Annotated in this window: 17 protein-coding genes; 7 read left to right on the forward strand and 10 right to left on the reverse strand. The window is 71.1% G+C overall.

The annotated features are described in order from the left end of the window. The first annotated feature begins 33 nt into the window (after nucleotides 1-33). On the forward strand, nucleotides 34-876 hold the full coding sequence (locus BKN51_RS16675; RefSeq protein WP_101608534.1) for a DUF2382 domain-containing protein: 843 nt from the start codon (nucleotides 34-36) through the stop codon (nucleotides 874-876). Between the two features lie 58 nt (nucleotides 877-934). On the opposite strand, the gene BKN51_RS16680 is transcribed toward BKN51_RS16675, so the two are convergent. Beyond that, nucleotides 935-2,629 carry a serine/threonine-protein kinase gene (locus BKN51_RS16680; protein ID WP_101608535.1) on the reverse strand — a complete coding sequence of 565 codons (1,695 nt, stop codon included), beginning with the start codon at nucleotides 2,627-2,629 and terminating at the stop codon, nucleotides 935-937. Continuing rightward, on the reverse strand, nucleotides 2,626-3,426 hold the full coding sequence (locus BKN51_RS16685; protein WP_101608536.1) for a hypothetical protein: 801 nt from the start codon (nucleotides 3,424-3,426) through the stop codon (nucleotides 2,626-2,628). Before BKN51_RS16685 ends, BKN51_RS16680 begins: the two co-directional genes overlap by 4 nt. A gap of 316 nt (nucleotides 3,427-3,742) precedes the next feature. On the opposite strand from BKN51_RS16685, the gene BKN51_RS44300 reads away from it, so the two are divergent. Beyond that, entirely contained in the window at nucleotides 3,743-4,408 is a 666-nt protein-coding gene (locus BKN51_RS44300; protein WP_233223122.1) for a hypothetical protein, read from the forward strand. 2 nt (nucleotides 4,409-4,410) lie between these two features. On the opposite strand, the gene BKN51_RS16700 is transcribed toward BKN51_RS44300, so the two are convergent. The 5 genes from BKN51_RS16700 to BKN51_RS16720 form a co-directional block, all read right to left on the reverse strand. Next, a complete protein-coding gene (locus BKN51_RS16700; protein WP_101608537.1) occupies nucleotides 4,411-4,848 on the reverse strand; it encodes a response regulator in 438 nt (145 codons plus the stop codon). Continuing rightward, nucleotides 4,845-6,383, reverse strand: a complete 1,539-nt coding sequence (locus tag BKN51_RS16705) for a sensor histidine kinase (RefSeq protein WP_101608538.1) — start codon at nucleotides 6,381-6,383, stop codon at nucleotides 4,845-4,847. Before BKN51_RS16705 ends, BKN51_RS16700 begins: the two co-directional genes overlap by 4 nt. After that, nucleotides 6,380-7,603 carry a PP2C family protein-serine/threonine phosphatase gene (locus BKN51_RS16710; protein ID WP_101608539.1) on the reverse strand — a complete coding sequence of 408 codons (1,224 nt, stop codon included), beginning with the start codon at nucleotides 7,601-7,603 and terminating at the stop codon, nucleotides 6,380-6,382. The genes BKN51_RS16705 and BKN51_RS16710 overlap by 4 nt, the downstream gene beginning before the upstream one ends. Nucleotides 7,604-7,860: 257 nt before the next feature. Next, complete coding sequence (locus BKN51_RS16715) at nucleotides 7,861-8,844, reverse strand: TerC/Alx family metal homeostasis membrane protein (RefSeq protein ID WP_101608540.1); 984 nt, start codon at nucleotides 8,842-8,844, stop codon at nucleotides 7,861-7,863. A gap of 353 nt (nucleotides 8,845-9,197) precedes the next feature. Further along, a complete protein-coding gene (locus BKN51_RS16720) occupies nucleotides 9,198-10,001 on the reverse strand; it encodes an LLM class flavin-dependent oxidoreductase (RefSeq protein ID WP_101608541.1) in 804 nt (267 codons plus the stop codon). Between the two features lie 126 nt (nucleotides 10,002-10,127). On the opposite strand from BKN51_RS16720, the gene BKN51_RS16725 reads away from it, so the two are divergent. Then, the gene (locus BKN51_RS16725) at nucleotides 10,128-10,562 is read left to right on the forward strand and encodes an SRPBCC family protein (RefSeq protein WP_101608542.1); all 435 of its coding nucleotides are present in this window, start codon (nucleotides 10,128-10,130) and stop codon (nucleotides 10,560-10,562) included. Here the strand turns inward: BKN51_RS16725 and BKN51_RS16730 are convergent. The 3 genes from BKN51_RS16730 to BKN51_RS16740 are packed head-to-tail and all read right to left on the reverse strand — an operon-like array spanning nucleotide 10,541 to nucleotide 13,661. Continuing rightward, on the reverse strand, nucleotides 10,541-11,788 hold the full coding sequence (locus BKN51_RS16730) for a glycosyltransferase (RefSeq protein ID WP_101608543.1): 1,248 nt from the start codon (nucleotides 11,786-11,788) through the stop codon (nucleotides 10,541-10,543). The genes BKN51_RS16725 and BKN51_RS16730 overlap by 22 nt on opposite strands. After that, nucleotides 11,785-12,618: an SDR family NAD(P)-dependent oxidoreductase gene (locus tag BKN51_RS16735; RefSeq protein ID WP_101608544.1), complete on the reverse strand. Its 834-nt coding sequence runs from the start codon at nucleotides 12,616-12,618 to the stop codon at nucleotides 11,785-11,787. The genes BKN51_RS16730 and BKN51_RS16735 overlap by 4 nt, the downstream gene beginning before the upstream one ends. Continuing rightward, nucleotides 12,615-13,661, reverse strand: a complete 1,047-nt coding sequence (locus tag BKN51_RS16740) for an alpha/beta hydrolase (RefSeq protein ID WP_101608545.1) — start codon at nucleotides 13,659-13,661, stop codon at nucleotides 12,615-12,617. Before BKN51_RS16740 ends, BKN51_RS16735 begins: the two co-directional genes overlap by 4 nt. 445 nt (nucleotides 13,662-14,106) lie before the next feature. Between BKN51_RS16740 and BKN51_RS16745 the strand changes: the two genes are divergently transcribed. The 4 genes from BKN51_RS16745 to BKN51_RS16760 are packed head-to-tail and all read left to right on the forward strand — an operon-like array spanning nucleotide 14,107 to nucleotide 22,245. Next, nucleotides 14,107-14,784, forward strand: a complete 678-nt coding sequence (locus tag BKN51_RS16745) for a hypothetical protein (protein WP_101608546.1) — start codon at nucleotides 14,107-14,109, stop codon at nucleotides 14,782-14,784. Nucleotides 14,785-14,822: 38 nt separating this feature from the next. Further along, nucleotides 14,823-16,565: a fatty acyl-AMP ligase gene (locus tag BKN51_RS16750; RefSeq protein WP_168214338.1), complete on the forward strand. Its 1,743-nt coding sequence runs from the start codon at nucleotides 14,823-14,825 to the stop codon at nucleotides 16,563-16,565. After that, nucleotides 16,562-20,764 carry a type I polyketide synthase gene (locus tag BKN51_RS16755; protein WP_101608547.1) on the forward strand — a complete coding sequence of 1,401 codons (4,203 nt, stop codon included), beginning with the start codon at nucleotides 16,562-16,564 and terminating at the stop codon, nucleotides 20,762-20,764. The genes BKN51_RS16750 and BKN51_RS16755 overlap by 4 nt, the downstream gene beginning before the upstream one ends. Beyond that, nucleotides 20,761-22,245 (forward strand): MFS transporter, encoded by a 1,485-nt coding sequence (locus BKN51_RS16760; protein ID WP_101608548.1) that lies wholly within the window; start codon nucleotides 20,761-20,763, stop codon nucleotides 22,243-22,245. Before BKN51_RS16755 ends, BKN51_RS16760 begins: the two co-directional genes overlap by 4 nt. Nucleotides 22,246-22,291: the final 46 nt, after the last annotated feature.

Raw genomic sequence — 22,291 nt, forward strand, 5'->3', positions numbered from 1 at the left:
CCTCAGCAAGATCTTTCGAGAGGAGCAGGACCGATGGCGAAGACCATGCAGCCGCAGGAACTCATCGACAGTGCCGTGGTCGATCCGACGGGCAACAAGCTCGGAAAGGTCGGCAACGTCTACCTGGCCGACGCGACGCATCAGCCGGAGTGGATCACGGTCAAAACGGGCCTGTTCGGCACCAAGGAGAGTTTCGTCCCGCTCTCGGGCGCGCATGCCGACAAGGACGGCGTGCACGTCCGCGTCGACAAGGAGGCCGTCTCCGACGCGCCCCGTATCGACGCCGACGGCCACCTGTCCATGGAGGAGAGCGCGCAGCTGTACAAGCACTACGGGCTGCCGATGCCGCGGACGTCGCCGGACGGCCGGATGGACGACAAGGCGCAGGGCCGGGGCCGTCCCGGCATGGACACCGCGGGCGCCGGGAAGGGCGCCATGGGCGGCACCGGCACCGGTCGCGGCAAGCCCGGGATGGACGCGGACGCCGGGAAGAAGAACCGGGACGCCGAGCACACCATGACGCGGTCCGAGGAGCGGCTGAACGTCGGCACCGAGCAGGTCGAGACCGGCCACGTCCGGCTGCGCAAGTACGTCGTCACCGAGGAGCAGCAGATCACCGTTCCGGTCAGCCACGAAGAGGTGCGCATCGAACGGGAACCGATCACGAACGCGCGCGGCGAGCGCGCCGAGATCGCCGAGGACGAGCAGGAAGTCATCCTGCACGCCGAGAAACCGGTGGTGACCAAGGAAACCGTCCCGGTCGAGCGGGCGAGGCTCAAGACCGAGACGGTCACCGAAGAGCAGACGGTGTCGGGCAAGGTCCGCAAGGAGCAGTTCGAGGTCACGGACGACGACGGCAAGCACCGCAAGTCCTGATCCCGGAACAGGGGTGGTCCGCGAAACCGGGCCACCCCTGGGGCTCAGCCCTGGGGATTCAGCGCAGACGTCGGGCGCGGGCGGCCGCGACGACGAAGCCCGTCGCCACCGCCCCCGCGATCGCGCAGCCGATGCCGAACGGCAGCGCGGGTTCGCGCACCCGCAGCACCGAGACGCACAGCCACGCCGCCGCGCCGAACAGCAGGCCGAGTACCGGTCCGCCGACGAGCGCGCCCCGCCAGCGATGGCCGTTCCGGAGAGTCCTCAGCCCGGATTCCAGGTACGCCAAGGCGAACAGCGCCAGGATGAGGCTGCCCGCGCCGAGCGCGCTCGCGAGCGGATGCTGGTGGGTGCGCAAGGTGAACGTCTCGGTGACGCCGTCGGCCGTCACCGTCGCGGTGACGGCACCACCGACGATCCACCGGGTGATCCCGGGGAACTGGAGCTCGGCGCTGTAGTAGCCGCCTTCGACCTTCGGTGTCGCCGTGGCGGAACCCAGGGGGATGCCCGCGGCCGTCAGGTCGAGGCTCACCTGCCCCGGGGTCCCCTTGCCTGTCAGCGTGAACGTCTTGCTGAGGTCCACTTCCGGCGACGACGAAACGACCGTGAGGTCGACAGCCAGGAGCGACGACTCGTGGGGCTGCCGTTCCGGGTTGAGCAGCGCGAGCACCACGAGCGCGATGGCGGCGACCGCCGCGGCGAGCCGGAACCAGAGCACCGGACCAGACCGCTCCGCAGGCGGGGACTCGGGCTCGAACGCCGCCCGGGTCGCGGACAGGGTCGGATCCGGGGTGGGACGGCGGACCGGTCTCGTCGGGCCGTCCCCGGCCGGAACCGGCGCGGCGACCGGTGTGCTGAGCGCGGAAAGCACCCGCGGGGTGAGGTGCCGGACGGGCACCCGGGAACGTTCCAGCCAGCCCGGACCGTAGACGGCGGTGGCTGCCGAGGCGAGGTCCGCCGCGAAGGTCTCCGCGTCGCGGTAGCGGGAGTCCGGTTCGCGCGCGAGGCTGCGCATGACGACCGCGGCGATCGGCGCGGGCACGCCCTCGATCGGGCGCGGGTCGGTGAACATGTGCTGGCGCATCATGCTGATCGCGCCCCGCGTGTTGTCGAACGGCAGTTTCCCGGACAGCAGTTCGTAGAGCACCGTGCCCGCCGAGTAGACGTCGGCGGCCGGGCTCAGCGCGTTGCCCATCGCCTGCTCCGGCGCGATGTAGGCGGGCGTGCCGAGGACCTCTCCGCCGTGCGTGACGAGGGTGGCGCCCTCGCTGATCACCTTCGCGATGCCGAAGTCGGCCACCTTCATCACGCCCTGCGTGGTGAAGAGCAGGTTCTTCGGCTTGACGTCCAGATGCAGCACGCCCGCTTCATGCGCGGCGTGGAGTCCGGCGAGCGTCGCCAGCCCGATCGCGCAAGCCTGCTCCGCGCCGACTCCCCCGGCCTGGAACCGGCTGTGCACCGTGCCGCCGTCGAGGCGTTCCATCACCATCAAATGCTCGCGGCCGGTGCGCACGTAGTCGTAGACGGGCACGATGTGCGGGTGGTCGAGGCTGGCCAGCACCCGGGCTTCGCGGTCGAAGAGTTCGCTGCTGACGGCGTGGTTCAGCACGTCCCACGGCAGCTGTTTGATGGCGACGTCGCGGCGCAGTGAACGGTGGACGCCCGCGAAGACGACCCCCATCCCACCCTGGCCGATCGCGGCCCCGATCTCGTACTGCGGCAGCGCGGCGACGACCTCGGAGGGTGCGCTCATCGGTTGAATTCCTTGGTGCCGTCGGGAAAGCGGACCGTTTCGTCGTCGTCGGCGGGCGCCGGTGCCGGATGCGGCGTCAGATAGCCGAGCAGGAACGCGATGACGGCGGCGCCGAGGACCACCGGGATCTCGATCGCCGGCTCCGGCGCGACGAGCCGCAGCACGGACAGCGTGACGACCGCGACGAGCCCGGTGCCGAATCCGGCGGGCAGGAAGCGCAGACCGCGGCGCCAGCGGTTGGCGGGCAGGCGATGGCGGGCGAGCGCGAGCAGGGCGGTCAGCCACGCCAGCACGGTGAGCACCAGCATCGCGAGACCGAAGGCACCGTAAACCGACCAGAACGATCCGCGGATGTCGGCGACCGTCTCGGCCTCGCCGAGGGTGCCGCGCTGGGCGTCGAGCAGTTCGACCGTCGACGGGAGCAGCCCGATCGCCTGGCCGGAGAGGTCGGCCATGTCCAGCACGAAGGTCCTGGTGACCCGGCTGTGCGCGGGGACCTCGAACGGGGCCGTGGTGTCGTAGGCGAAGAACGTCAGGGCGAGCGCGACGCCGGACACCCGCACGCTGCGGACCTTGACCGCCGTCCCGCCGCTGTTGGTCGCGGTGACGGTGAGCTCGATCTGCTTGGCCGGATCGACGGTGACCGTGGCGTTGGTGATCGGCCGGTCGTCGAGGGTGACCGCCAGTTCGAGCCTGCCACTGTCCGTCCCGCCGCCACTGTCCGCAGTGGCCGGTGGTGAGCCCAAGAGGACCGCGCACAGACCCAACGCAACCCCTGCCGCGATGACACGTCCCATTTTGCGTATCCCCTGTTTGCGTTATCCGACTGGTCCGGAATGCTACAGCGAGTACTTACCGGAGAGGGACGTCCCAATGCGTATCGTGGTTCGCCTGATATTCGGCACCGTGACCGGGTTGTTGTTCCTGCTTTCCCTGGTGGGAGCGGGAAACGCGCAACAGTCCCCTTATCAGTCGACAGTTGGTTTGAAACCTTCGAGCGGTCCCGCCGGGAGTTCTTTTACCATTTCCTGGACTTTCTCCCCGTGCAAAGGACCGATTTCCTTCACGTGGTCCGGAGCGGCCATCACCTCGGTCAGCGCGCCCAGTGGACAGGTGGGGGCGACGGTTCCGGGCAACGCGACACCGGGTGGCTACACCGTCACGGGCAACTGCACCAACGCGCGGACCGGCGGACCGCTGACCGGCAGCGCGGCCTTCCGCGTCACGGGGACCGTGACCACGGCGCCGCCGACCACGAAGGTGCCGCCGACCACGAAGCCGACCGTCCCGGTGACCACCCCGACCAGACCGGGGACCACCACCACGCCGACCACCCCGGTCACCACGACGACCCCGCCCACCACCACGACCACGACGCCGCCGTCCACAACGGACACTCCCCCGCCGCCGACGGACGTCCCCTCGTCGAGCAGCACCCCGCCGGGGCCGAACGACCTCGTCCTCGACCGGCCGAGTGTGCAGCCCGGCGACAAACTGTCCGCGACCGGCAAGGGCTGCCTGCCGGGCGAGGCCGTCACCCTGACGTCGAACGGCGACCGCGTCGGCAACGCCTACGCCGACGGCACCGGGGCCTTCACCGCGGCCGTCGAGTTCACCCGCATCGAGGCGGGCAGGCACACCGTCGTCGCGGACTGCGGCGTGCGGTTGACCGGCGCCGTCGACCAGGTCGTGACCAGTTCGTCCGGTGGCCAGAGCAGCACCCTGGTGGTGCTGGTGTTCTTCGTGCTGGCCGGGATCACCGTGCTGCGCTTCCCCTGAGGTCAGCGCGGAAGCTTCACCACGGTGACGAAGAAGTTGTCGATCTGCCGCACCACGTCGATGAACCGGTCGAAGTCGACCGGTTTGGTGACGTAGGCGTTGGCGTGCAGGTCATAGCTGCGGAGGATGTCCTCTTCGGCTTCGGACGTGGTGAGCACGACGACGGGGATGCTGCGCAGCTCCGAGGACGCCTTGACCTCGCTGAGCACCTCGCGGCCGTCTTTGCGGGGCAGGTTCAGGTCGAGCAGGATCAGCCCCGGGCGCTCCGCGTCCTCGTACGGCGCTTCACGGCGCAGGAACTGCAAGGCCTGCTCGCCGTCGGAGACGACCGAAAGGGTGTTGCGGATCTTGTGGTGCTCGAACGCCTCCTGCGTCATGAGGACGTCGCCGGGGTCGTCCTCGACGAGCAGGATGTGGATCGGTTCCATGGACTCGGTCATGCTTGTCCGTTTCCTTCGCTGGGGCTCTGGTCTGCGGGGAGGGTGAAGCAGAAGCGGGTTCCGGCCGTGACGGTGGTGTCCAGCCAGATCCTCCCGCCGTGGTGTTCGACGATCTTGCGGCTCAGCGCCAGGCCGATCCCGGTGCCGGGATAGTCACCGCGGCCGTGCAAGCGCTGGAAGATCACGAAGATCCTCTCGGCGTACTCGTCACTGATGCCGATTCCGTTGTCGGTGACGGAAAATCGCCAGTCCGTGCCGTCGAGTTCCGCGGCGACGTCGATCTCCGGCGGGTCCTCTCCCCGGAACTTGACGGCGTTGCCGACCAGGTTCTGCAGGACCGCCGTCAGGAGGGACTTCTCCCCCCGTACGACGGGAAGTTCGCCACGGGTGATCCGGGCGCCGGACTCGGTGATGGCGTCTTCGAGATTGCCGAGCGCGGCGTCCAGCAGGCTCTCGGACTCCAGCAGGACACTCTCGCCCGGACGGCGCCCGACCCGGGAGAACGCGAGCAGATCGTTGATCAGCGCTTGCATCCGCTTCGCGCCGTCGACGGCGAATCCGATGTACTGGTCACCGCGTTCGTCCAGTTTCCCCTGATACCGCTTCTGGAGCAGCTGGCAGAAGCTGGCCACCTTGCGCAGCGGCTCCTGCAGGTCGTGCGAGGCGACGTAGGCGAACTGCTCCAGATCCGAGTTCGACCGCTCCAGCTCACGGGTCCGGACGGCGATCGTTTCCTGCGCTCGCTCCAGATGTGTGACCTCGGCGAGGATCCGCGAACGCAGCGATTCCACATCGGAGGCCAGTTCGCGCATCTCCTTGGGCCCCGAACCGCGGACCTCACGGTGGATGTCGGCCGTGGCGACGTCGCGCACCTCGCCGGCCAGCTGGCGGATCGGGCTGATCAGCTTGCGGTGCAGGAGGAAGAACACCAGTGCCAGTGCCGCGCACAACAGGACCGCGATGACGACGAGCATCACGCGCAGCACGTCGGCCGCGGACGACAGGTCGTTCCGCGCGTCCAGCCGTTCCGCTTCCAGGCGGCTCTGCAACCCGTTCAGGGCACCGCGGACGCCATCGAACAGGGGTTTGCTCGCCTCCACCTGCGCTCCGGTGGCGGGCGCGCCGGCGAGCACCGGCTCGATGACCGTCCGGCGCCACGTCGAAGCGGCTTGAAGCACCTGGTCCAGATCGTCGCCGATGGTCGTGCCCGGAATGGCGCCGAGCCGCCGCAGTTCGGCGACCGCGGTGTCCTGCGCCTTGAGTCCGTCACGGTAGGGCTCGAGGAACTCGGCGCGCCCGGCCAGGATATAGCCGCGGACACCGGTCTCCTGGTTCAGCATCGCCGTCGACAGGGCGGTGGACTGCAGGACCTGCGGACCGGTCACGTCCAGCAGCCGGGAACGCGAATCGGTGAGGTTGACCAGCGCCATCGACCCCGCCACGATCGCGGCGCCGATCAGCAGCGAAGCGAGCACCCCGGACAGCACCGCCCAGCGCCTGATCGACCAGACGCCGTCGGGCGAATCGCGCTTCATCGGGACTCCTCGGCGTCGAACGTGAGCAAGGCCAGCGCGACGTCGTCGTCCAGAGGTCCTCCGTGCAGGACGTCCATCTCGCTGATCAGGTGGTCCAGCGCCCGGTCCGAACCGCCCGCGGCGTCGAGGCTGCTCAGCGCGGCCTCGGCCATCCGTTCGAGCCCGACCCGTTCCCCGCTGCCCTCGACGCGTCCTTCGAACAGGCCGTCGGTGTAGAGCAGCAGTGACCATCGCGGCCCCATCGGCACCGTCAGCTCCCGCCATCCGATGCCCGGCGCGACGCCCAGCGGCGGGCCGAGCGCTTCCCTGGACAGCAGCCTGCCGCCCGAATCGTCGACCAGCAGCGGTTGCGGATGCCCGGCCAGCGTCATGCGCAGGGACCGGCGGTCCGGGGCGACCGTGATCATGCAGACGGTGGCGAACAGCGGTCCCAGCGCCTCGTGCTGCAGCATCTTTTCCACCATCGCCAGCGTTTCCGCCATGGGCAGCCCGGCGAGCACGACCGAACGCCACGCGATCCGCAACGCGACGCCGAGCGCAGCCTCGTCCGGACCGTGCCCGCACACGTCCCCGATGACCAGTTGCAGGGTGCCGTCGGGGAGTTCGACGGCGTCGTAGAAGTCGCCGCCCAGCAGTGCCCCGTTCCGGCCGGGCCGGTACCGCACCGCGAGACCGAGCCGGGGATCGGTCACCAGCGGCGTCGGCAGCAGGCCGCGTTCGAGGCGCGCGTTCTCCCTGGCGAGGAGCTGATGCTGCAGCAGTTGCTGCTCGATGCGTTCGGCACGGCTGCGTTCCCACGAGTAGCGCAGGGTCCGCGCCAGCAGTTGCCCGTCGACGTGCTGCTTGACCAGGTAATCCTGCGCGCCGGCCCCCAGCGCGGACACGCCGAGCGCCTCGTCCTCGCGGCCGGTCAGCACGATCACGGCCGTCGACGGCGCGTGCTGACGCAGCCGGGTCAGGCCGGTGAGCCCGGTCGCGTCCGGCAACTGGAGATCCAGGAGCACGCAGTCGGCCGTGATCGGCCGCGCGAGGACCTGCTCGAGCGTGGTCGCCCTGTCGAGCACGACCCGTTCGAGACTCTCGGCCGCGTCCGCGAGCATCTCTTCGACCAGGAGCGCGTCGCCGTCGTCGTCCTCGACGAGCAGGACGTGCAAACGGTCCAGCTGCGGCGAAGGTCTACGAGGTGGGGACTGCTCGCCGTGACGCACGGCGTTGGACACGGACAGCCACCTTTCCTCACCGGATTTCCGGCGTGCGAACAGAAGACGGCTGTCTTCTCAACCACGGGGCAGCGTACCGGCCGTACCGGACCCGCCGCCGGTGCGCACTCCCGACACGCCAGCATCCGACACGGTCAGGGGCCGCGTGGCGGACGGGGCGGCCGCATCGCCGCGCAGACCAGGACCAGCGCGGCGAGGAAGAGCGCGGCGACCACCAGGTCGATCAGGAAGCCGACGACGAGTCCGGTGATCATCGCTCACTCCTTCGCCGTCCGGGCGGTCTCGCGGCGGCGCGAGTACAGACTGGTGAACGAAACCGTGACGAGGACGGCGATGATCACCCCGAGCGAGACCGGCGTCGGGACCTGCGGCACGGCGGGCCAGATCCCGTGTGCCCAGTGCAGGACCAGCTTGACGCCGATGAAGGCGAGGATGATCGCGAGGCCGTGGTTCAGGTGGACCAGCTTCGCCAGTGCCGAATGCAGCACGAAGTAGAGCGCGCGCAGGCCCAGCAGGGCGAAGGCGTTGGTGGCGAACACGAGGTACGGATCCTCGGTGATGCCGTAGACGGCGGGCACCGAATCGACCGCGAACACCACGTCCGTGGCGAAGACCGCGACGACCACGACCGCCAGCGGGGTGAGCGCGCGGCGCCCGTGTTCGCGCACGGTCAGCCGGGTGCCGCGGTAGTCGTCGGTGACCGGCATCAGCCTGCGCAGCAACCGGACCGACCGCAACTGCGAGAGGTCCATCTCGCTCTCGCCCTTCGAGAGGGCTTCACGCAGGATCTTGATCGCCGACGCGAACAGGATCAGGCCGAAGACGAGGAACGCCCACGTGCCCGCCGACAGCATCGCGGCCCCCGCCGCGATGAACACGCCGCGGAGCACCAGCGCGCCCACGATGCCGTACAGCAGCACACGTTGCTGGACCATCGGCGGGACCGCGAAGGCGGCGAGCAGCAGCATGAAGACGAACAGGTTGTCGACCGACAGGGACTTCTCGACCACGAAGCCGGTCATGAACTCGATCGCCTGGTCGCCGCCGAATTCCAGCCACAACCAGAACCCGAACACCACCGGGAGCGCGAGGTAGAAGGCCGACCAGCCGGCGGCCTCCCGCATCGACACCTCGTGCGGACGGCGGGTGACGGCGAAGTCGGCGACGAGCAGTGCCAGCAGGACGGCGATGCTGATCGCCCACAACCCCGGCGATCCCACGGTTACCACGGACTCGGGCATGGAGCCTCCTCGAACTCGAAGTTCGAGGTCTCCTTCGCCCGGTAGGGCGGCCTCCCGGGGACACCAGTGGAGTGTCCGTACTGACCGGGCAGGCTCTTGGGAAGTACTCCCCTCGTCGGTTCAGTATGCCACTTGGTAAAGAGATGTTAAAGGCGGGGCTGAAGGACGCTTTCCCCGCATGACATGCCAGGAAGGCGCCCTTCACCTCGTCACATGCGGGGAAAGGCCCCTTCAGCCAGCCGGCCGTCATGGACCACTACGTCGCCCTCGCCCGGGACGCGGACCCCGCCCAGGTGCGGCGGCTCTTCGACGAGATCGCGAACCGCAAGCGGGCCTGACCCGAAGCCGTACGCCTAGGCCGGGCCGTCCCGCAGCACGCCGCGTACCGCGTCGACGGACAGGTCGTCCCACGGGAACTCGGCCATCCACCAGGTCGCGCCCGCTTTCACGTAGGGCGCGAGATCCGTGCCCGCCGGGACGCCGATCGCGAAGTCGTAAGGCGCCTTGTCGTCCTCACGCAACGCCGTGATCGTTTCGACCGCCTCGGCGAACTCGTCCGCGTCCGGCAGGTTCACCGGGAAGAACCCGTCGTACCGCGCAGCCCGGCGCATCGGCTTCACCTTGCCGGGAAAACCCGCCAGCCACACGGGGACCGGCCGCTCGGGTCGCGGCAGGAACGTGATGTCGTCGACCGTGTAGTGCTTTCCGTGATGCCGCACGGGTTCCCCGGACCAGGCCGCGGTGAGGATCTCGAGCGACTCGTCCAGCATCTCGCCGCGTGCGCGATCGTCCATTTCGTCACCGGTCTTCGAGAACTCCCCGCCGAACCGGTCGCTGCCGAGGCCCGCGCCGAGGATCAGCCTCCCGCCGCTCAACCGGTCCAAAGTGGCCGTCTCGCGGGCGAGCTTGACCGGGCGACGGCGGGCGAGCGGCGTGACCATCGGCCCGAAGACGAGGTTCTCGGTGGCGGACGCGACGGCAGCGAGCGTGATCCACGGGTCGGCGACCGCGCGCACCGGCTCCCGCCAGCGGATGTGGTCCCAGACGAACAGGCCGTGCCAGCCCGCTTCTTCGGCCTCGGCGGCGAGGCGCGCGACGATCACCGGGTCGGCCAGTTCGTCGAAGATCGGCAGCCAGAGTGCTGAGCGCAGATTCATTCTGCCGACCGTACGAGTGATGGGGCGACCGTGGCGAGCCCTCGCGGCTTGACACCATCACCCGTCGCACTAAAGTTCAACCAACACGTTGATCAACCCAACGGTTGAATAACCCGAGAGAGAACGATGGCCGACCTGACGATCACCCGCCTTCTCGACGCGCCCCGCGAGCTCGCCTTCCGGGTGTGGACCGATCCGGATCATCTCGCCCACTGGTGGGGCCCTGCCGGGTTCACCGCCGAGTCCTGCACGGTCAACCTCACCGAGGGCGGCCGGTGGCGGATCTGTGTCAGCGACGGCGAGACCGAACTGTGGGCCTCGGGCGTCTATCACGAGATCGTGCCGCCGGAGCGGCTCGTCTTCAGCTTCGCCTGGGAGGAACCGGCGGGCGCGCGGGGTCACGACACCCTGGTCACGATCCTCCTCGCCGAACGCGGCGGCAAAACCGAGATGATGTTCCACCAGGCGATCTTCGAGACAGTGGTGGAACGCGACGAACACGTCGACGGCTGGCAGTCCTGCTTCGGCCGGCTCATCGCTTATCTCGATGAGCTCCGCTGACGCACTTCCCGCAGCACCTCACGAGCCCGCGCCACCCCGTCCTCCGCACGCAGCCGAGCGCCGACGTACTGCGCCCCGCGACGGAACAGCAGATTGCCGGACAGCTCCAGCAGACGCGTGGTCAAGGCGTCCGCGGTGAGCTCCCGTAATGGCAGCGGCCGCGGTCCGGCGCCGAGCTGCGACACCCGGTCACCCCAGTAGGGCTGGTCGGAGAAGACCGGGCAGACCAGCGCCGGGACGCCCGCCCGCAGCGCCGCGGCGGTCGTGCCCGAGCCGCCGTGATGCACCACGGCGGCGGTCCGCGGGAAGAGCCACGCGTGCGGGACGTCCTGCACCGTCAGCAGATCATCGTCGTCGGACCCGGCATCGGTACCGAGAAGCCCCCGCAGCCCCACCCGGCGCAGCGCCGTGCGGACGGCGGCGAACGTCCGCTCCGCCTCCGCAGGCCGCATGCTGCCGAAGCCGACGTAGACCGGAGGCGGCCCCGAAGCGAGGAAGTCACGCAGGCGCGGGTCCGGCCGCCATCCGGCGGGGGTGTCGAGGAACCAGTACCCGGTGACGTGGACCCTGGCGGGCCAATCCTTCGGCCGGGGCACCACGGCGTCGGAAAACCCGCACAGCACCGGGGTTTCCTTCCTCCGGGGTCCGCGCCGGCCCGCCGGGGGCAGCCCGAGCGACCGGCCGCGCCAAAGGTCCACCTCGGGCCGCAACACCTGCCAGGCGACGGTATCGACGGCGCGGAAGCTCAACTGCCGCCCGCAAGGCCCGAGCCTGCCCGCCCACGGCAGCAGCGGATGCGCGAACTTCCGGGTCGGCACGCTGGGCTGGTAGTGCAGTTCGACGTCGGGGACGCCGAGCGAGGCACCCAGATGCGCGCCGAGGAACCCCAGCGTCGGGGCGAGGACGAGGTCCGCGCCGGACGCTCCTTCGTGGACATCGGCGAGTAAGCGTTCCAGCACCGGTGCCAGCGCGCCTCGCAGTCCGCGCAGGAACGTCGCGGGATTGCGCCCGCCCTCGGTCCATTCACGCCCGCCGTCCGAGCCGAGGACTTCACTGGGATCGGCCGAAAGCGGCGCGAACTCCAGCCCGTATCCGGTCACCAGCTCCCGGAACCGTTCCGCCGCCAGCACTCGCACCCGATCGCCCTCGAGACCACGCCCCAGGGCGATGCACGGCTGGACGTCGCCCCGCGAACCGGGAGCGACGATCACGACCAGCCGGGTCACCGTTTCGCCGCCGTCAACCGGTACCGGAGGCGGAAGGGCAGATTCGCCAGCGCCGCCGCGATATGCGCGTCCCGGCCGACCAGGTACCGCGGCGCGGGACGGCGAGCGGTCAGCGCGTGGACCACGACCCGTGCCGCGCGCTCGGGCGGCACCCCGGCGCGCGCGGACCGTTCCGCGCTCCGTTCGGCTTCGTCCAGTTGTGCCGCATACCTTTCCCGCGCGGCTTCCGGCAAAGCCGCGCGCACCTCCTCCGCGGCGGCGCGGGCACGGGGCCAGATCGAGGTGGCGACAGCGCCGGGCTCGACGAGGACGACCTCGATCCCGGACGGGGCCAGTTCGGCGCGGAGGCTGTCGGTCAAGCCGACCAAGGCGAACTTCGACGTGTGATAGGGGCCGACCATCGGTCCGGCGATCCGCCCGCCCATCGACCCGACCGTCACCACCCTGGCGGCGGACGCGGCGCGCAGCGCGGGCAACATCGCCTGCGTGACGGCGAGCTGCCCGGTGACGTTGACCTCCAGCTGCTGCCGGAAATCCTCAAGCGGGACGTGTTCCAGCGGTCCGGGCCGGGCCATCCCGGCATTGTTCACCAGCCCCCGCAGCGGTCCCGCGGCCGCGACCTTCTCTCCGCACGCCGTGATCGACGCCGCGTCCCGGAGGTCCATCCGCAGCACGGTGACCGCTTCGCCGTGGGTGCGGGCGAGTTCCGTTTCGTCCGCGTCGGTGCGCACACTGGCCCAGACGTGGGCGCCCCGCCGGACGAGTTCGGTCACGCAGGCGCGGCCGATCCCGCTCGAAGCCCCGGTGACCACAAAGGACGGACGGGTCACGACGCCTCCCCCGCCTTTACCGGCGCGGCGAGCGCGCGCAGCATCCGAGGCCAGGTCTTGTGCAGCTGGTCCTGCCAGTACGCCCAATGGTGCGTGCCCGGCCCGTAGAAGTCGGTCATGACCGGGACACCGAGCCGGTTCAGCCGGTCCGCCATCGCGGTGGTCTGGCCGGAGCACAGGAACTCGAGCAGCATCGCGCCCGGGAGCACGTCGATCGGGAGCTTGCCGTCGTACGGTCCCGGCAGGCCGTTGCCCGTCGACAGGTACAGCTCGGTGCCGCGCAGGCGGTCGGCGTTCACCAGCGGATCGTGCGCGTCCCAGCGGGACGCCTCGCGACGCCGGTCACCCCAGAGCGCTTCGGGGTCCTGCCGGGCCGAGGCGACGATCGCGCTGGTCAGCAGCTCGCCGTACGGACCGGTGGGGTTGAGATTGCCGCTGAACGACCCGGCGAACCGGAACACCCCCGGCCGCCGGGCGGCGAGTTCCACCGCGCCGTAGCCGCCGAGCGAGAGCCCGGCCGCCACCCGCCGCCCGTCCCCGCGATACGCGCGGTCGATCAGCTGCGGGATCTCGACCGCGGTGAACGTCTCCCACTGATTGAGCACGACGTCCTTGCCGTGATTCCACCAGTCGGAAAAGAACCCCGCGGAACCGGAACCCGGCATCACCACCAGGGCGCCGGAGTCGTCGGCGAGCTTCCGGATGTCGGTGTTGGCGGTCCAGCCGCGATAGTCCTGCAGCCGTGTCTCCCCGGCGAGCAGGTACACCGCCGGCCACTTCTTCTCCGGTTCGGCGTCCCATCGCGACGGCAGGATCAGCCGGACCATCGCGTAGCTCCCGACGCCGACCGAGCGCACGGTGAGGTCCAGCATCCGCGGATCACCGTCCACAGTGGTCTGGGCGACGACGTGCGAGCCGTCGTCGGCGCGGGCGTCCGGGACACCGCTCTCGGCCCTCGCCGGGGTGAGGGCGGCGCCGGGCAGCAAGCACGTCACGGCCGTCAGCAGCGCGACGGCGCGCAGCCGCCTCGAAGTATTGCGCATACGTAATCCTTTGTCCCGGTCGTTCGATCGAATCCGAAAATGTGACGGCGATTACCCGCAAAAGAAATCCGGAGTGCCGACACGTTAAGCGGAAGAACCCCCTCCAGGCAATTGTCCTGCCCAAAATCCGGGAGGACAATGTGAATGCCAGGGAAACAAGAAATGCCCCCGCCTCCCCCATCAGGGTGACCCGTCGCTCACGGACAGTGAGCGACAGTGGCACGGGGGTACCAGACTGGCTCGCACACCTGCGAAAACCTCGGAAGCCGCAGGTCACACCTAGTACACGAAGGACATTTACGTTCTCTTGATACCTTCCGGTATTCGATTTCCCGTCGTAGCCTTCGTCGTGCCGCCCGGGTTCGGCGTCCACTGACGCAACCCCGGCGCCGTGTCCCACCGAAGGGACCACGACCCCATCAGGACCCTTCCGAAAGGGCTATTCATGACTGCCCGAATTCGCGCGCTCGTCGTCACCGCCGCCGCGTTGGCCACTATTTCCGGCGTACCCGGAGAATCGATTCAGGCGGCCGCCGCGCCGCCCTCTCCCGTCGTTTCGCCCTCTCCCGCCGTTCCGCCCGCCGCCCTGCTGCCGCCGGAGACCGTCCCGCACGCGTCCGCGCGCGACGGCTTCGACCTGGCCGCGGCACTGTCCACGCCGGACCGAGAGGAGAGCCGGATCGACGTCGGCGGCTGTGAGGACGTCGTCCACGGCAGGCTGATCGGCACCGGCGCCACCGGCCAGGGCTTCCAGTCCGCGGTGCCCGGCGGTCAGGTGTCCGAGCTCGTCGCACGCACGACGAACCCGCCCGACCTGACGGCCTGGGCCGCGCAGGCCGCGCGGTGCTCACAGGTGACGGTCGACGACGCGGCCGGTACCGCGGTGTCGACCGTCACCGTCCAGCCCGCGCCCGCCGTCACGGGCGCGAAAACCCTTTCCTACCAACAACTCCTCACGCTCCCCGGCCAGCCCCCCGAGCTGCCCGGACTGCGCCTGCGCACCGTCGCCATCGCCGCCGACGACGTACTGGTCGTGCTTCGTGACGCCGGGACCACCGGCCTCGATCTCGACGCCCTCGCCGTCGCCGCCTGGCAGCACGCCGCCGGACCGCTCGGCCGCTGAACCCTCGCAAAACCCCCGCCGAACCCCGAGGAGACGCCATGTCCCTGGCCCCCGAAAACCTGCCCGCCACGGCCGGCACCACCCTCCCCGCCTGCCTCCGGCATTGGGCGGACGTCGACGGCGACCGGCCCGCGCTGACCTTCGCCGACTTCGCGACCGATCGCGCCGGGCGGCGGAAGACCCTGACCTGGCGGCAGCTCCAGGAGCGCGTCGACGCCGTCGCGGGCGCGCTGCCCGTCCGGCCCGGCGACCGGGTGGCCGTGCTGTGCCCGCAGAGCGCCGAGTACGTCGTCGCCTTCCTCGGCGCGATCACCGCGGGCGCGATCGCGGTGCCGCTGTTCGACCCCGGACTGCCCGGGCACGCCGGGCGCCTCGCCGCGGTGCTGACCGACTGCTCCCCCACCGCGGTCGTCACCACCGTCGCGGCCGAGGACGCGGTCCGCGAGTTCCTCGCCGGTCTCCCCGGCGGTGACGAGGTCGCCGTCATCGCGGCCGACCGCCCCGCCGAAGGCCCGGTCCGCGCGTGGCCCGCCCCGGACGCGACACCGGACGACGTGGCGTACCTGCAGTACACCTCCGGCTCCACCCGCAGCCCGGCGGGCGTGGTGCTGACCCACGCGAACGTGCTGGCCAACGTGCGCCAGGCAGTGCACGGGCTCGGCATCGAACCGACGGGGACCACCGTGTCCTGGCTGCCGCTGTTCCACGACATGGGTCTCGTGCTCGGCCTGATCACCCCGCTGGCGATGGGCATGCGGTCGGTGCTGATGGATCCGCTGGCCTTCATCGAACGACCGGTGCGCTGGCTGGAACTGCTGGGCGACCACAACGGCAGCTGGAGCGCGGCGCCGAACTTCGCGTTCCACTACTCCGCGAGCCGGGTGCGCGAGGAGGACCGCGCCAAGCTGCGCCTCGACCGCGTCGCCGCGATCGTCAACGGCGCGGAGCCGATCAACCCCGACGTACTCGACCGGTTCCACGCCGCCTTCGCCGATTCCGGGTACACGCCGGACAAGACCCGGCCCTCCTACGGTCTCGCCGAGGCGACCGTCTTCGTCACCACCGGCCCCGGAACTCCCCCGCGCGTCACCACGTTCGACCGCGCCGACCTCGGGACGGGCACGGCACGGCAGTCCGGCGACGGTCTCCGGCTGGTCGCCTGCGGTGTCCCGGTGGGCCAGCACGTCGCGCTGGTCGACCCGGAAACCGGCGTCGCGCTCGAAGACGGTTCGGTCGGCGAGATCTGGGTCCACGGTCCCAACGTCGGCACCGGGTACTGGCAGAAGCCCTTGGAAAGCACCGAGACCTTCGGCGCCCGGCTGACCGGCGAACTCGGTGGGCTCCCGGAGGGGCCCTGGCTGCGCACCGGGGACCTCGGCGTCCGGTACGACGGCGAGGTCTACATCGCGGGCCGTATCAAGGACTTGCTGATCGTCGACGGCCGCAACCACTACCCGCAGGACGTCGAAGCGACGGCGGCCTCGGCCGACCGCGACATCCGCCCGGGCAGCGTCGCCTCGTTCGCCGTCGAAGGCACCGACACCGAAGCCGCGGTCGTCGTCGCCGAACACCGCGGCCACACCGCGCTGACCACGGACGACGAGCGGGCCCTCGCCGCGTCGATCCGGCGGCTCGTTTCCGACGCGCACGGCCTTTCGCTGCGCGACGTCGTGCTCGTCCCGGCGGGCCTGGTCCCGCGCACCTCCAGCGGCAAGATCGCGCGCAGCGCGTGCCGCGACCGCTACCTCGCCGGCGACTACGGAAAGGCCCTGGTGCGATGAGAAACCCGACGCTCGACACCCCCGCCCTGCGCCGCTGGCTGCTCGGCACCGTCGCCGAGCACACCGGCGTCGACCCGGCCCGGCTCGAAGCCGACCGCCCGCTCAGCGACTACGGCCTGTCCTCCCGTCAGGCCGTCGGCATCGCGGCGGAGCTCGAAGACCTGCTCGGCACCCCGCTCCCGGCCACCCTGCTGTGGGAGAGCCCGACCATCGACCACCTCGCCCGATCCCTCACCGGCGGCGCCGAACCGGAACCGGAGCCGACGGGAACGGACCGCCGGCGGACCGACCCGATCGCCGTCGTCGGCCTGGGCTGCCGCTGGCCGGGAGCGAACGGACTCGACGAGTTCTGGGAGCTCCTGCGCAGCGGGCGGGACGCCGTCCGGACCGCGCCGCCGGGCCGGTGGAGCGCCGACGCGGCACCGGTCGTCGGCGGTTTCCTCGACGACGTCGCCGGTTTCGACGCCGACCACTTCGGCATCACCCCGCGCGAGGCGTCCACAATGGACCCGCAGCAGCGGATGCTCCTGGAAGTCACCTGGGCCGCGCTCGAACACGCCGGGATCGCCCCGGCCTCCTTGCGCGGCAGCCGGACCGGCGTGTTCACCGGGATCTCCACCCACGACTACGGCCACCTCACGATGGCGGGCGGCGGAGTGGACCTGTGGACGGCCACCGGCGCCGCCGGGAGCATCTCGGCCAACCGGCTCTCCTACGTCTACGACCTGCGCGGGCCGAGCATGGCGGTGGACACCGCATGCTCGTCTTCGCTGGTCGCGGTGCACCACGCGGTGCGCGCGCTGCGCGACGGCGAGGCGGATCTCGCCTTGGCGGGCGGGGTGAACCTCATGCTCCTGCCCGGACCGACGGCCGCGTTCGCCGCGGCCGGTCTCCTCGCGGACGACGGCCGCTGCAAGACGTTCGCCGCGGACGCCGACGGCATCGCGCGCGCCGAAGGCTGCGGCGTCGTCGTGCTCAAACGGCTGGCAGACGCCGAATACGACGGCGACCGGGTGCTGGCGGTGATCCGCTCCACCGCGGTCAACTCCGACGGCCGGTCGCAAGGACTGGCGGCGCCGAACCCGATCGCCCAGCAGGACATGCTGCGCACGGCGTACCACGGCGCCCGGCTCGATCCATCCACTGTGGACTACGTCGAGGCGCACGGCACCGGCACTTTGCTCGGTGACCCGATCGAGGCCCGCTCGCTCGGTGCCGTTCTCGGCAAGGACCGGCCCGCCGACGCCCCGCTGCTGATCGGCTCGGTGAAGACGAACATCGCGCACGCGGAGGCGGCCGCGGGGATCGCCGGGCTGATCAAGGTCGTCCTCGCGATGACCCACGACGAACTGCCGCCCCAGCTGCACTTCGCCGCACCCAACCCGCACATCCCGTTCGACGACCTGCGCCTGAAGGTGGTGACCGAACCGACGCCGTGGCCACGCCGTTCCGGCCGCGCCACGGCGGGGGTGTCCGCGTTCGGGTTCGGCGGGACCAACGCGCACGTCGTCCTCGAACAGGCCGCGGCGCTGGAGCCCGCCCAGGAACGCGCGGACGTCCGGATCGGGCTGCTCTCCGCCCGCACCCGCGACCGCCTCACCGAACGCGCGACGCAGCTGGCGAACTGGCTGGAGTCCTCGGCCACGCCGTCGCCTTCCCTGGCCGACGTCACCCACACGCTGTTCCGGCGCGACAACGGCGGACCGCACCGCGCCGCCGTCGTCGCCGGGGACACCGCCGAGCTGGCGGTTCTGCTGCGTGCCGTCGGCGCCGGTGCCGATCCACTGCCCGCCGGCGCGGTCGCGGGCAGCACCCGGACCACCGACGGACCGGTGTTCGTGTTCTCCGGTCACGGCTCCCAATGGCCGGGGATGGGACGCGGGCTGCTGGCCGCCGAGCCCGCCTTCGCCGCGCAGGTCGACAAGCTCCACGACCTGTTCACCGAGCACACCGGCCGATCGCTGCGCGCCCTGCTCACCACCGGGAATCCCTTGTCCCTTCCCGAAACCCAGACGGCGATCTTCGGGATCCAGGTCGCGCTGGCCGCCCAGTGGGAGGCGCTCGGGGTCCGGCCCGCGGCCGTGATCGGGCACTCGCTGGGCTCCGCGGCCGCCGCCGTGGTGAGCGGTGTGCTCACCCCTGACGAGGCCGTCCACCTGGTCGCGACCCGTGCCCGGCTCCTGGGCACCATCGGTCCGGGTGGAGCGATGGCGGCGGTCGAACTGGCGCCGGCGGAACTGGAGCTGTACCCGGACATCGAACTCGCCGTCGAATCCGCGCCGGGCCAGCTGACCGTGGCCGGGGACGCGACCGTCCTCGACCTGCTCGTCGCCGAACTCGAGGCCGCCGGGCTGACCGCGCGACTGCTGCCGGTCGAGGTCGCCGGGCACTCCGTCCGGGTCGACCCCGTCCTGCCCGCGCTCCGGGAAGCGCTCGTCGAACTGGGCGGCCGTCGCCCGACGGTCCCTTGGTACGACACGGTTCTGGCCGATCCGCGGGACCTGCCGGACTTCGACGCCGGGTACTGGGCCACGCACCTGCGCCGTCCGGTGCGGTTCCGGCAGGCCGTGGCGGCCGCCGCCGCGGACGGGCACCGCGTCTTCGTCGAGCTGTCGCCCCATCCGATCCTGCGGGGTTCGGTGGCGCGGACCCTCGAAGGCGAGGGGATCCACGACGCCGTCGTCACCGGGACCCTGCGGCGGGGCCAGGACGAGGTCCGCGCGCTGGGCGCAGCCGCGGCCGAACTCTACTGCGCGGGGACCCGGATCACCCCCGCCGACCCGGGCGACGGTGCCCGCCTGGTCGACGTCCCGCCGATGCCGTGGCGGCACGAACGGCACTGGTACACCACCGCCGGGGAGACGCCGTCGTTCGCCGCACGGGTGACCGAACCCGAACCCGCTCATCGCGGAGGTGGTGATCGGCTGACCGAGATCGTCGCCGCGGTCATGGGCCTGCGGCCCGATCGCATCGACGCCGACGTCCCGCTGGTGGAACTCGGACTGGATTCCCTGATGGCGAACCGGATCCGGGAAGCAGTCCGCCGGGAGTTCGGCACCGAACCCGACGCCGTCAGCGTGCTCCGGGGTGCCACTCTCGCCGACCTCAGCCGCGATCTCGCGCCGCGCGAAGACGAGGAGCCGCTTCCGGCCCGAGGCCGGGCTTGGGACTCGGCGGACCGGCTCGTCCTGCGCCTCTGGCAGGAGCACACCGGAGCCGACCCGGGCGGCACGCACGTCCGGCTGACCGAGACCGGCACGCCGGATCGGCTGGCCGAGCTGCTCGCCAAGGGGCTCAGCACCGAACTCGCGACCCCTGTCGACGCCGCCGAACTCCTGCGGCACGACTCCCTCGCGGCCATCGCGGACGTCGCCCGCGCCGTCCTGGACACGAGGGAGGAGAAGGGACCGGTGCACGTCCTCGCTCCCGGTGACACCGGCGTCGCGCCGCTGCTGCTGTTCCACCCTGGTGGCAGCACGTGCACCGTGTACCGGCCGCTGCTGGACAGGCTGCCCACCGCGGTGCCGTGCGTCGGATTCGAACGCGTTCCCGGTGTCAGCATCGAGGAACGCGTCGAGCACCTGTTGCCGCTGGTGCGGGCGCACCGTCGCGACCGGCCGTACCGGCTGGCGGGCTGGTCGTTCGGCGGGGCGCTGGCCTACGGCGTCGCCGCCCGGCTCGCCGAGGAAGGCGAGGAGGTCGAGTTCGTCGCGCTGATCGACACCATGCTCCCGCTCCCGGAACCGGACCTCGACCCGCGGGCGTCGTCCGCCCGGCGATTCCTGCGCTTCACCGGTTACGTCGAGGGGACCTACGGCCGCGAAGTCCGGCTCGGGCACGAGGAACTGGCGCCGTTGCCCGAAGAAGAGCAGATCGAACTGACCATGCGGCGGGTCGCCGAAGCCGGTTTGCTCAGCCCGGGCGTACTCCGGCACCAGCGTCAGTCCTTTTTGGACACGCTGGCGGCCGAACGCGGCACGCCCCGCCGCTACGACGGCCGGGTCGTGCTCTACCGGGCTGTCGAGCAGTACGCGGCCGGGCTGGCGATGGAACCTCGGTATTCCCGCACGGACCTCGCGGCAGGCTGGGCGGAGCTGTGCCCGGAACTGGAGATCGTGCCGGTCGAGGCGCATCACCTGTCGGTGGTGGACCCGCCTCACGTCGATGTCGTGGCAAGGCATCTGGCGGGACTCCTGTGACCACGGCCCGGGCCGGGCGAGCGGTCGACCGCGCCTGGCCGCTGCTGGCGGTGCTCGGCGCCGGGCTCTTCCTCGTCGCGGTCGACGCGACCGTGCTGCACGTCGCGTTGCCCGACCTCGTCCGGCAGTTGCGGCCGGGCGCGGCGGCGCAGGTGTGGATCGTGGCGATCTACCCCCTGACCGCCGCGCCGCTGCTGCTGCCGTTCGGCACCCTCGGCGACCGGTACGGACGGCGGCGCGTGCTGGTCACCGGGTACGTCGTGTTCGGGATCGCGTCGCTCGGGTGCGCGTTCGCGCCGAACGTCCCGGCGCTGCTGGCTTTTCGCGCTCTCCTCGGCTGCGGTGGCGCGATGATCATGCCGGTGACGATGTCGCTGCTCCGGGAGCTCTTCCCGGAGCAGCGCCACCGCCGCACGGCGATCGCGGTGTGCAGCGGGATCGCCGGTACCGGCTCGGTGTTCGGGCCGGTCCTCGGCGGGGTGCTCGTCGAGACGTGGGGCTGGCGCGCCACGTTCCTGCTGAACCCGCCGGTGATCCTGGCGGCGGTGGTGCTGGCCCTGAGGTGGCTCCCCCGGAATCCGCCAGGGCAGCGGCCGTGGGACGCGACCAGCGCCGCCCTCGCGGCGGGCGGTGTCCTCGGGATCGCGTTCGCCGTCGGGCATCCGGGCTCCTGGCCGACGGCCGTCGCTTCGGGGATCACCGGCTGTGTCCTCATCGGACTGTTCCTGCGCCGTCAGCGCCGGACCGATCCGCCACTGCTGGACCTCGCCCTGTTCACCCTGCCGGGGGTACGCGCCGCGGTGGGTGGAGTCCTGCTGGTGATGAGCACGCTGGTCGGGCTCGGGCTGCTGTTCGCCCAATACCTGCAGGTGGTGCTCGGCCTCTCCCCGACGGCTGCGGCGACCCGGCTGCTCCTGGTGCTGGGCGCGTCCGCCGTCGGCAGCGTGGTGACCCCCTCGCTGCTGGGGCGCTTCGGCAACGCCCGCGTCCGCACGGCCGGGTTCGCCGTCACCGCGTTGTCGTTGCTGGTCCCGGCGGCGGGCTCGGCCGCGCTGACGTCACCGGTGCTGCTCGGCGCCGGCCTGACGGGAATGGGGCTGGGGATGGCGTTCGCGCTCACGTCGAGCACCGACACCCTGCTTTCGGCGACCTCCGCGGACCAGGCGGGCGGCGCCGCGGCGGTGGAGAAGACGGGCTACGAGCTGGGCGCGGGTTTCGGGACCACGCTGTTCGGCTCCCTCGCGGCGGCGGTGTACGCGGCGCACCTGGCGGTTCCGGCCGGGGTGCCCGAACCGGCGCGGCAGCTCGCGCTTTCGGGACCCGCTCAGGCCGAGGCCGCGGTCTCGGGACTTCCGTCGCCGTTGATCGGCGAACTGCTCGAAGCCGCGCGGGTGGCTTGCACCACTGGGCTTCAGGTGTCGGCGGGAGTCGCTTGTGGACTGTTCCTGGTCGCCGGCCTCGTGAGTGGTAAGGACGGTTAGAACCGTCCTTACCACTCACGAGACGCGAAAAGACCCCACCCTGACC

Source organism: Amycolatopsis sp. BJA-103, from assembly GCF_002849735.1.
In the GTDB taxonomy this organism is placed as follows: domain Bacteria; phylum Actinomycetota; class Actinomycetes; order Mycobacteriales; family Pseudonocardiaceae; genus Amycolatopsis.

Bases quoted from the DNA above. Each gene is read 5' to 3' on its own strand.
- BKN51_RS16740 (WP_101608545.1), bottom strand. From the start codon at position 13,661: ATGCGCAATACTTCGAGGCGGCTGCGCGCCGTCGCGCTGCTGACGGCC.
- BKN51_RS16750 (WP_168214338.1), top strand. From the start codon at position 14,823: ATGTCCCTGGCCCCCGAAAACCTGCCCGCCACGGCCGGCACCACCCTC.
- BKN51_RS16720 (WP_101608541.1), bottom strand. From the start codon at position 10,001: ATGAATCTGCGCTCAGCACTCTGGCTGCCGATCTTCGACGAACTGGCC.
- BKN51_RS16700 (WP_101608537.1), bottom strand. From the start codon at position 4,848: ATGACCGAGTCCATGGAACCGATCCACATCCTGCTCGTCGAGGACGAC.
- BKN51_RS16745 (WP_101608546.1), top strand. From the start codon at position 14,107: ATGACTGCCCGAATTCGCGCGCTCGTCGTCACCGCCGCCGCGTTGGCC.
- BKN51_RS16680 (WP_101608535.1), bottom strand. From the start codon at position 2,629: ATGAGCGCACCCTCCGAGGTCGTCGCCGCGCTGCCGCAGTACGAGATC.
- BKN51_RS16705 (WP_101608538.1), bottom strand. From the start codon at position 6,383: ATGAAGCGCGATTCGCCCGACGGCGTCTGGTCGATCAGGCGCTGGGCG.
- BKN51_RS16725 (WP_101608542.1), top strand. From the start codon at position 10,128: ATGGCCGACCTGACGATCACCCGCCTTCTCGACGCGCCCCGCGAGCTC.
- BKN51_RS16755 (WP_101608547.1), top strand. From the start codon at position 16,562: ATGAGAAACCCGACGCTCGACACCCCCGCCCTGCGCCGCTGGCTGCTC.
- BKN51_RS16675 (WP_101608534.1), top strand. From the start codon at position 34: ATGGCGAAGACCATGCAGCCGCAGGAACTCATCGACAGTGCCGTGGTC.
- BKN51_RS16715 (WP_101608540.1), bottom strand. From the start codon at position 8,844: ATGCCCGAGTCCGTGGTAACCGTGGGATCGCCGGGGTTGTGGGCGATC.
- BKN51_RS16685 (WP_101608536.1), bottom strand. From the start codon at position 3,426: ATGGGACGTGTCATCGCGGCAGGGGTTGCGTTGGGTCTGTGCGCGGTC.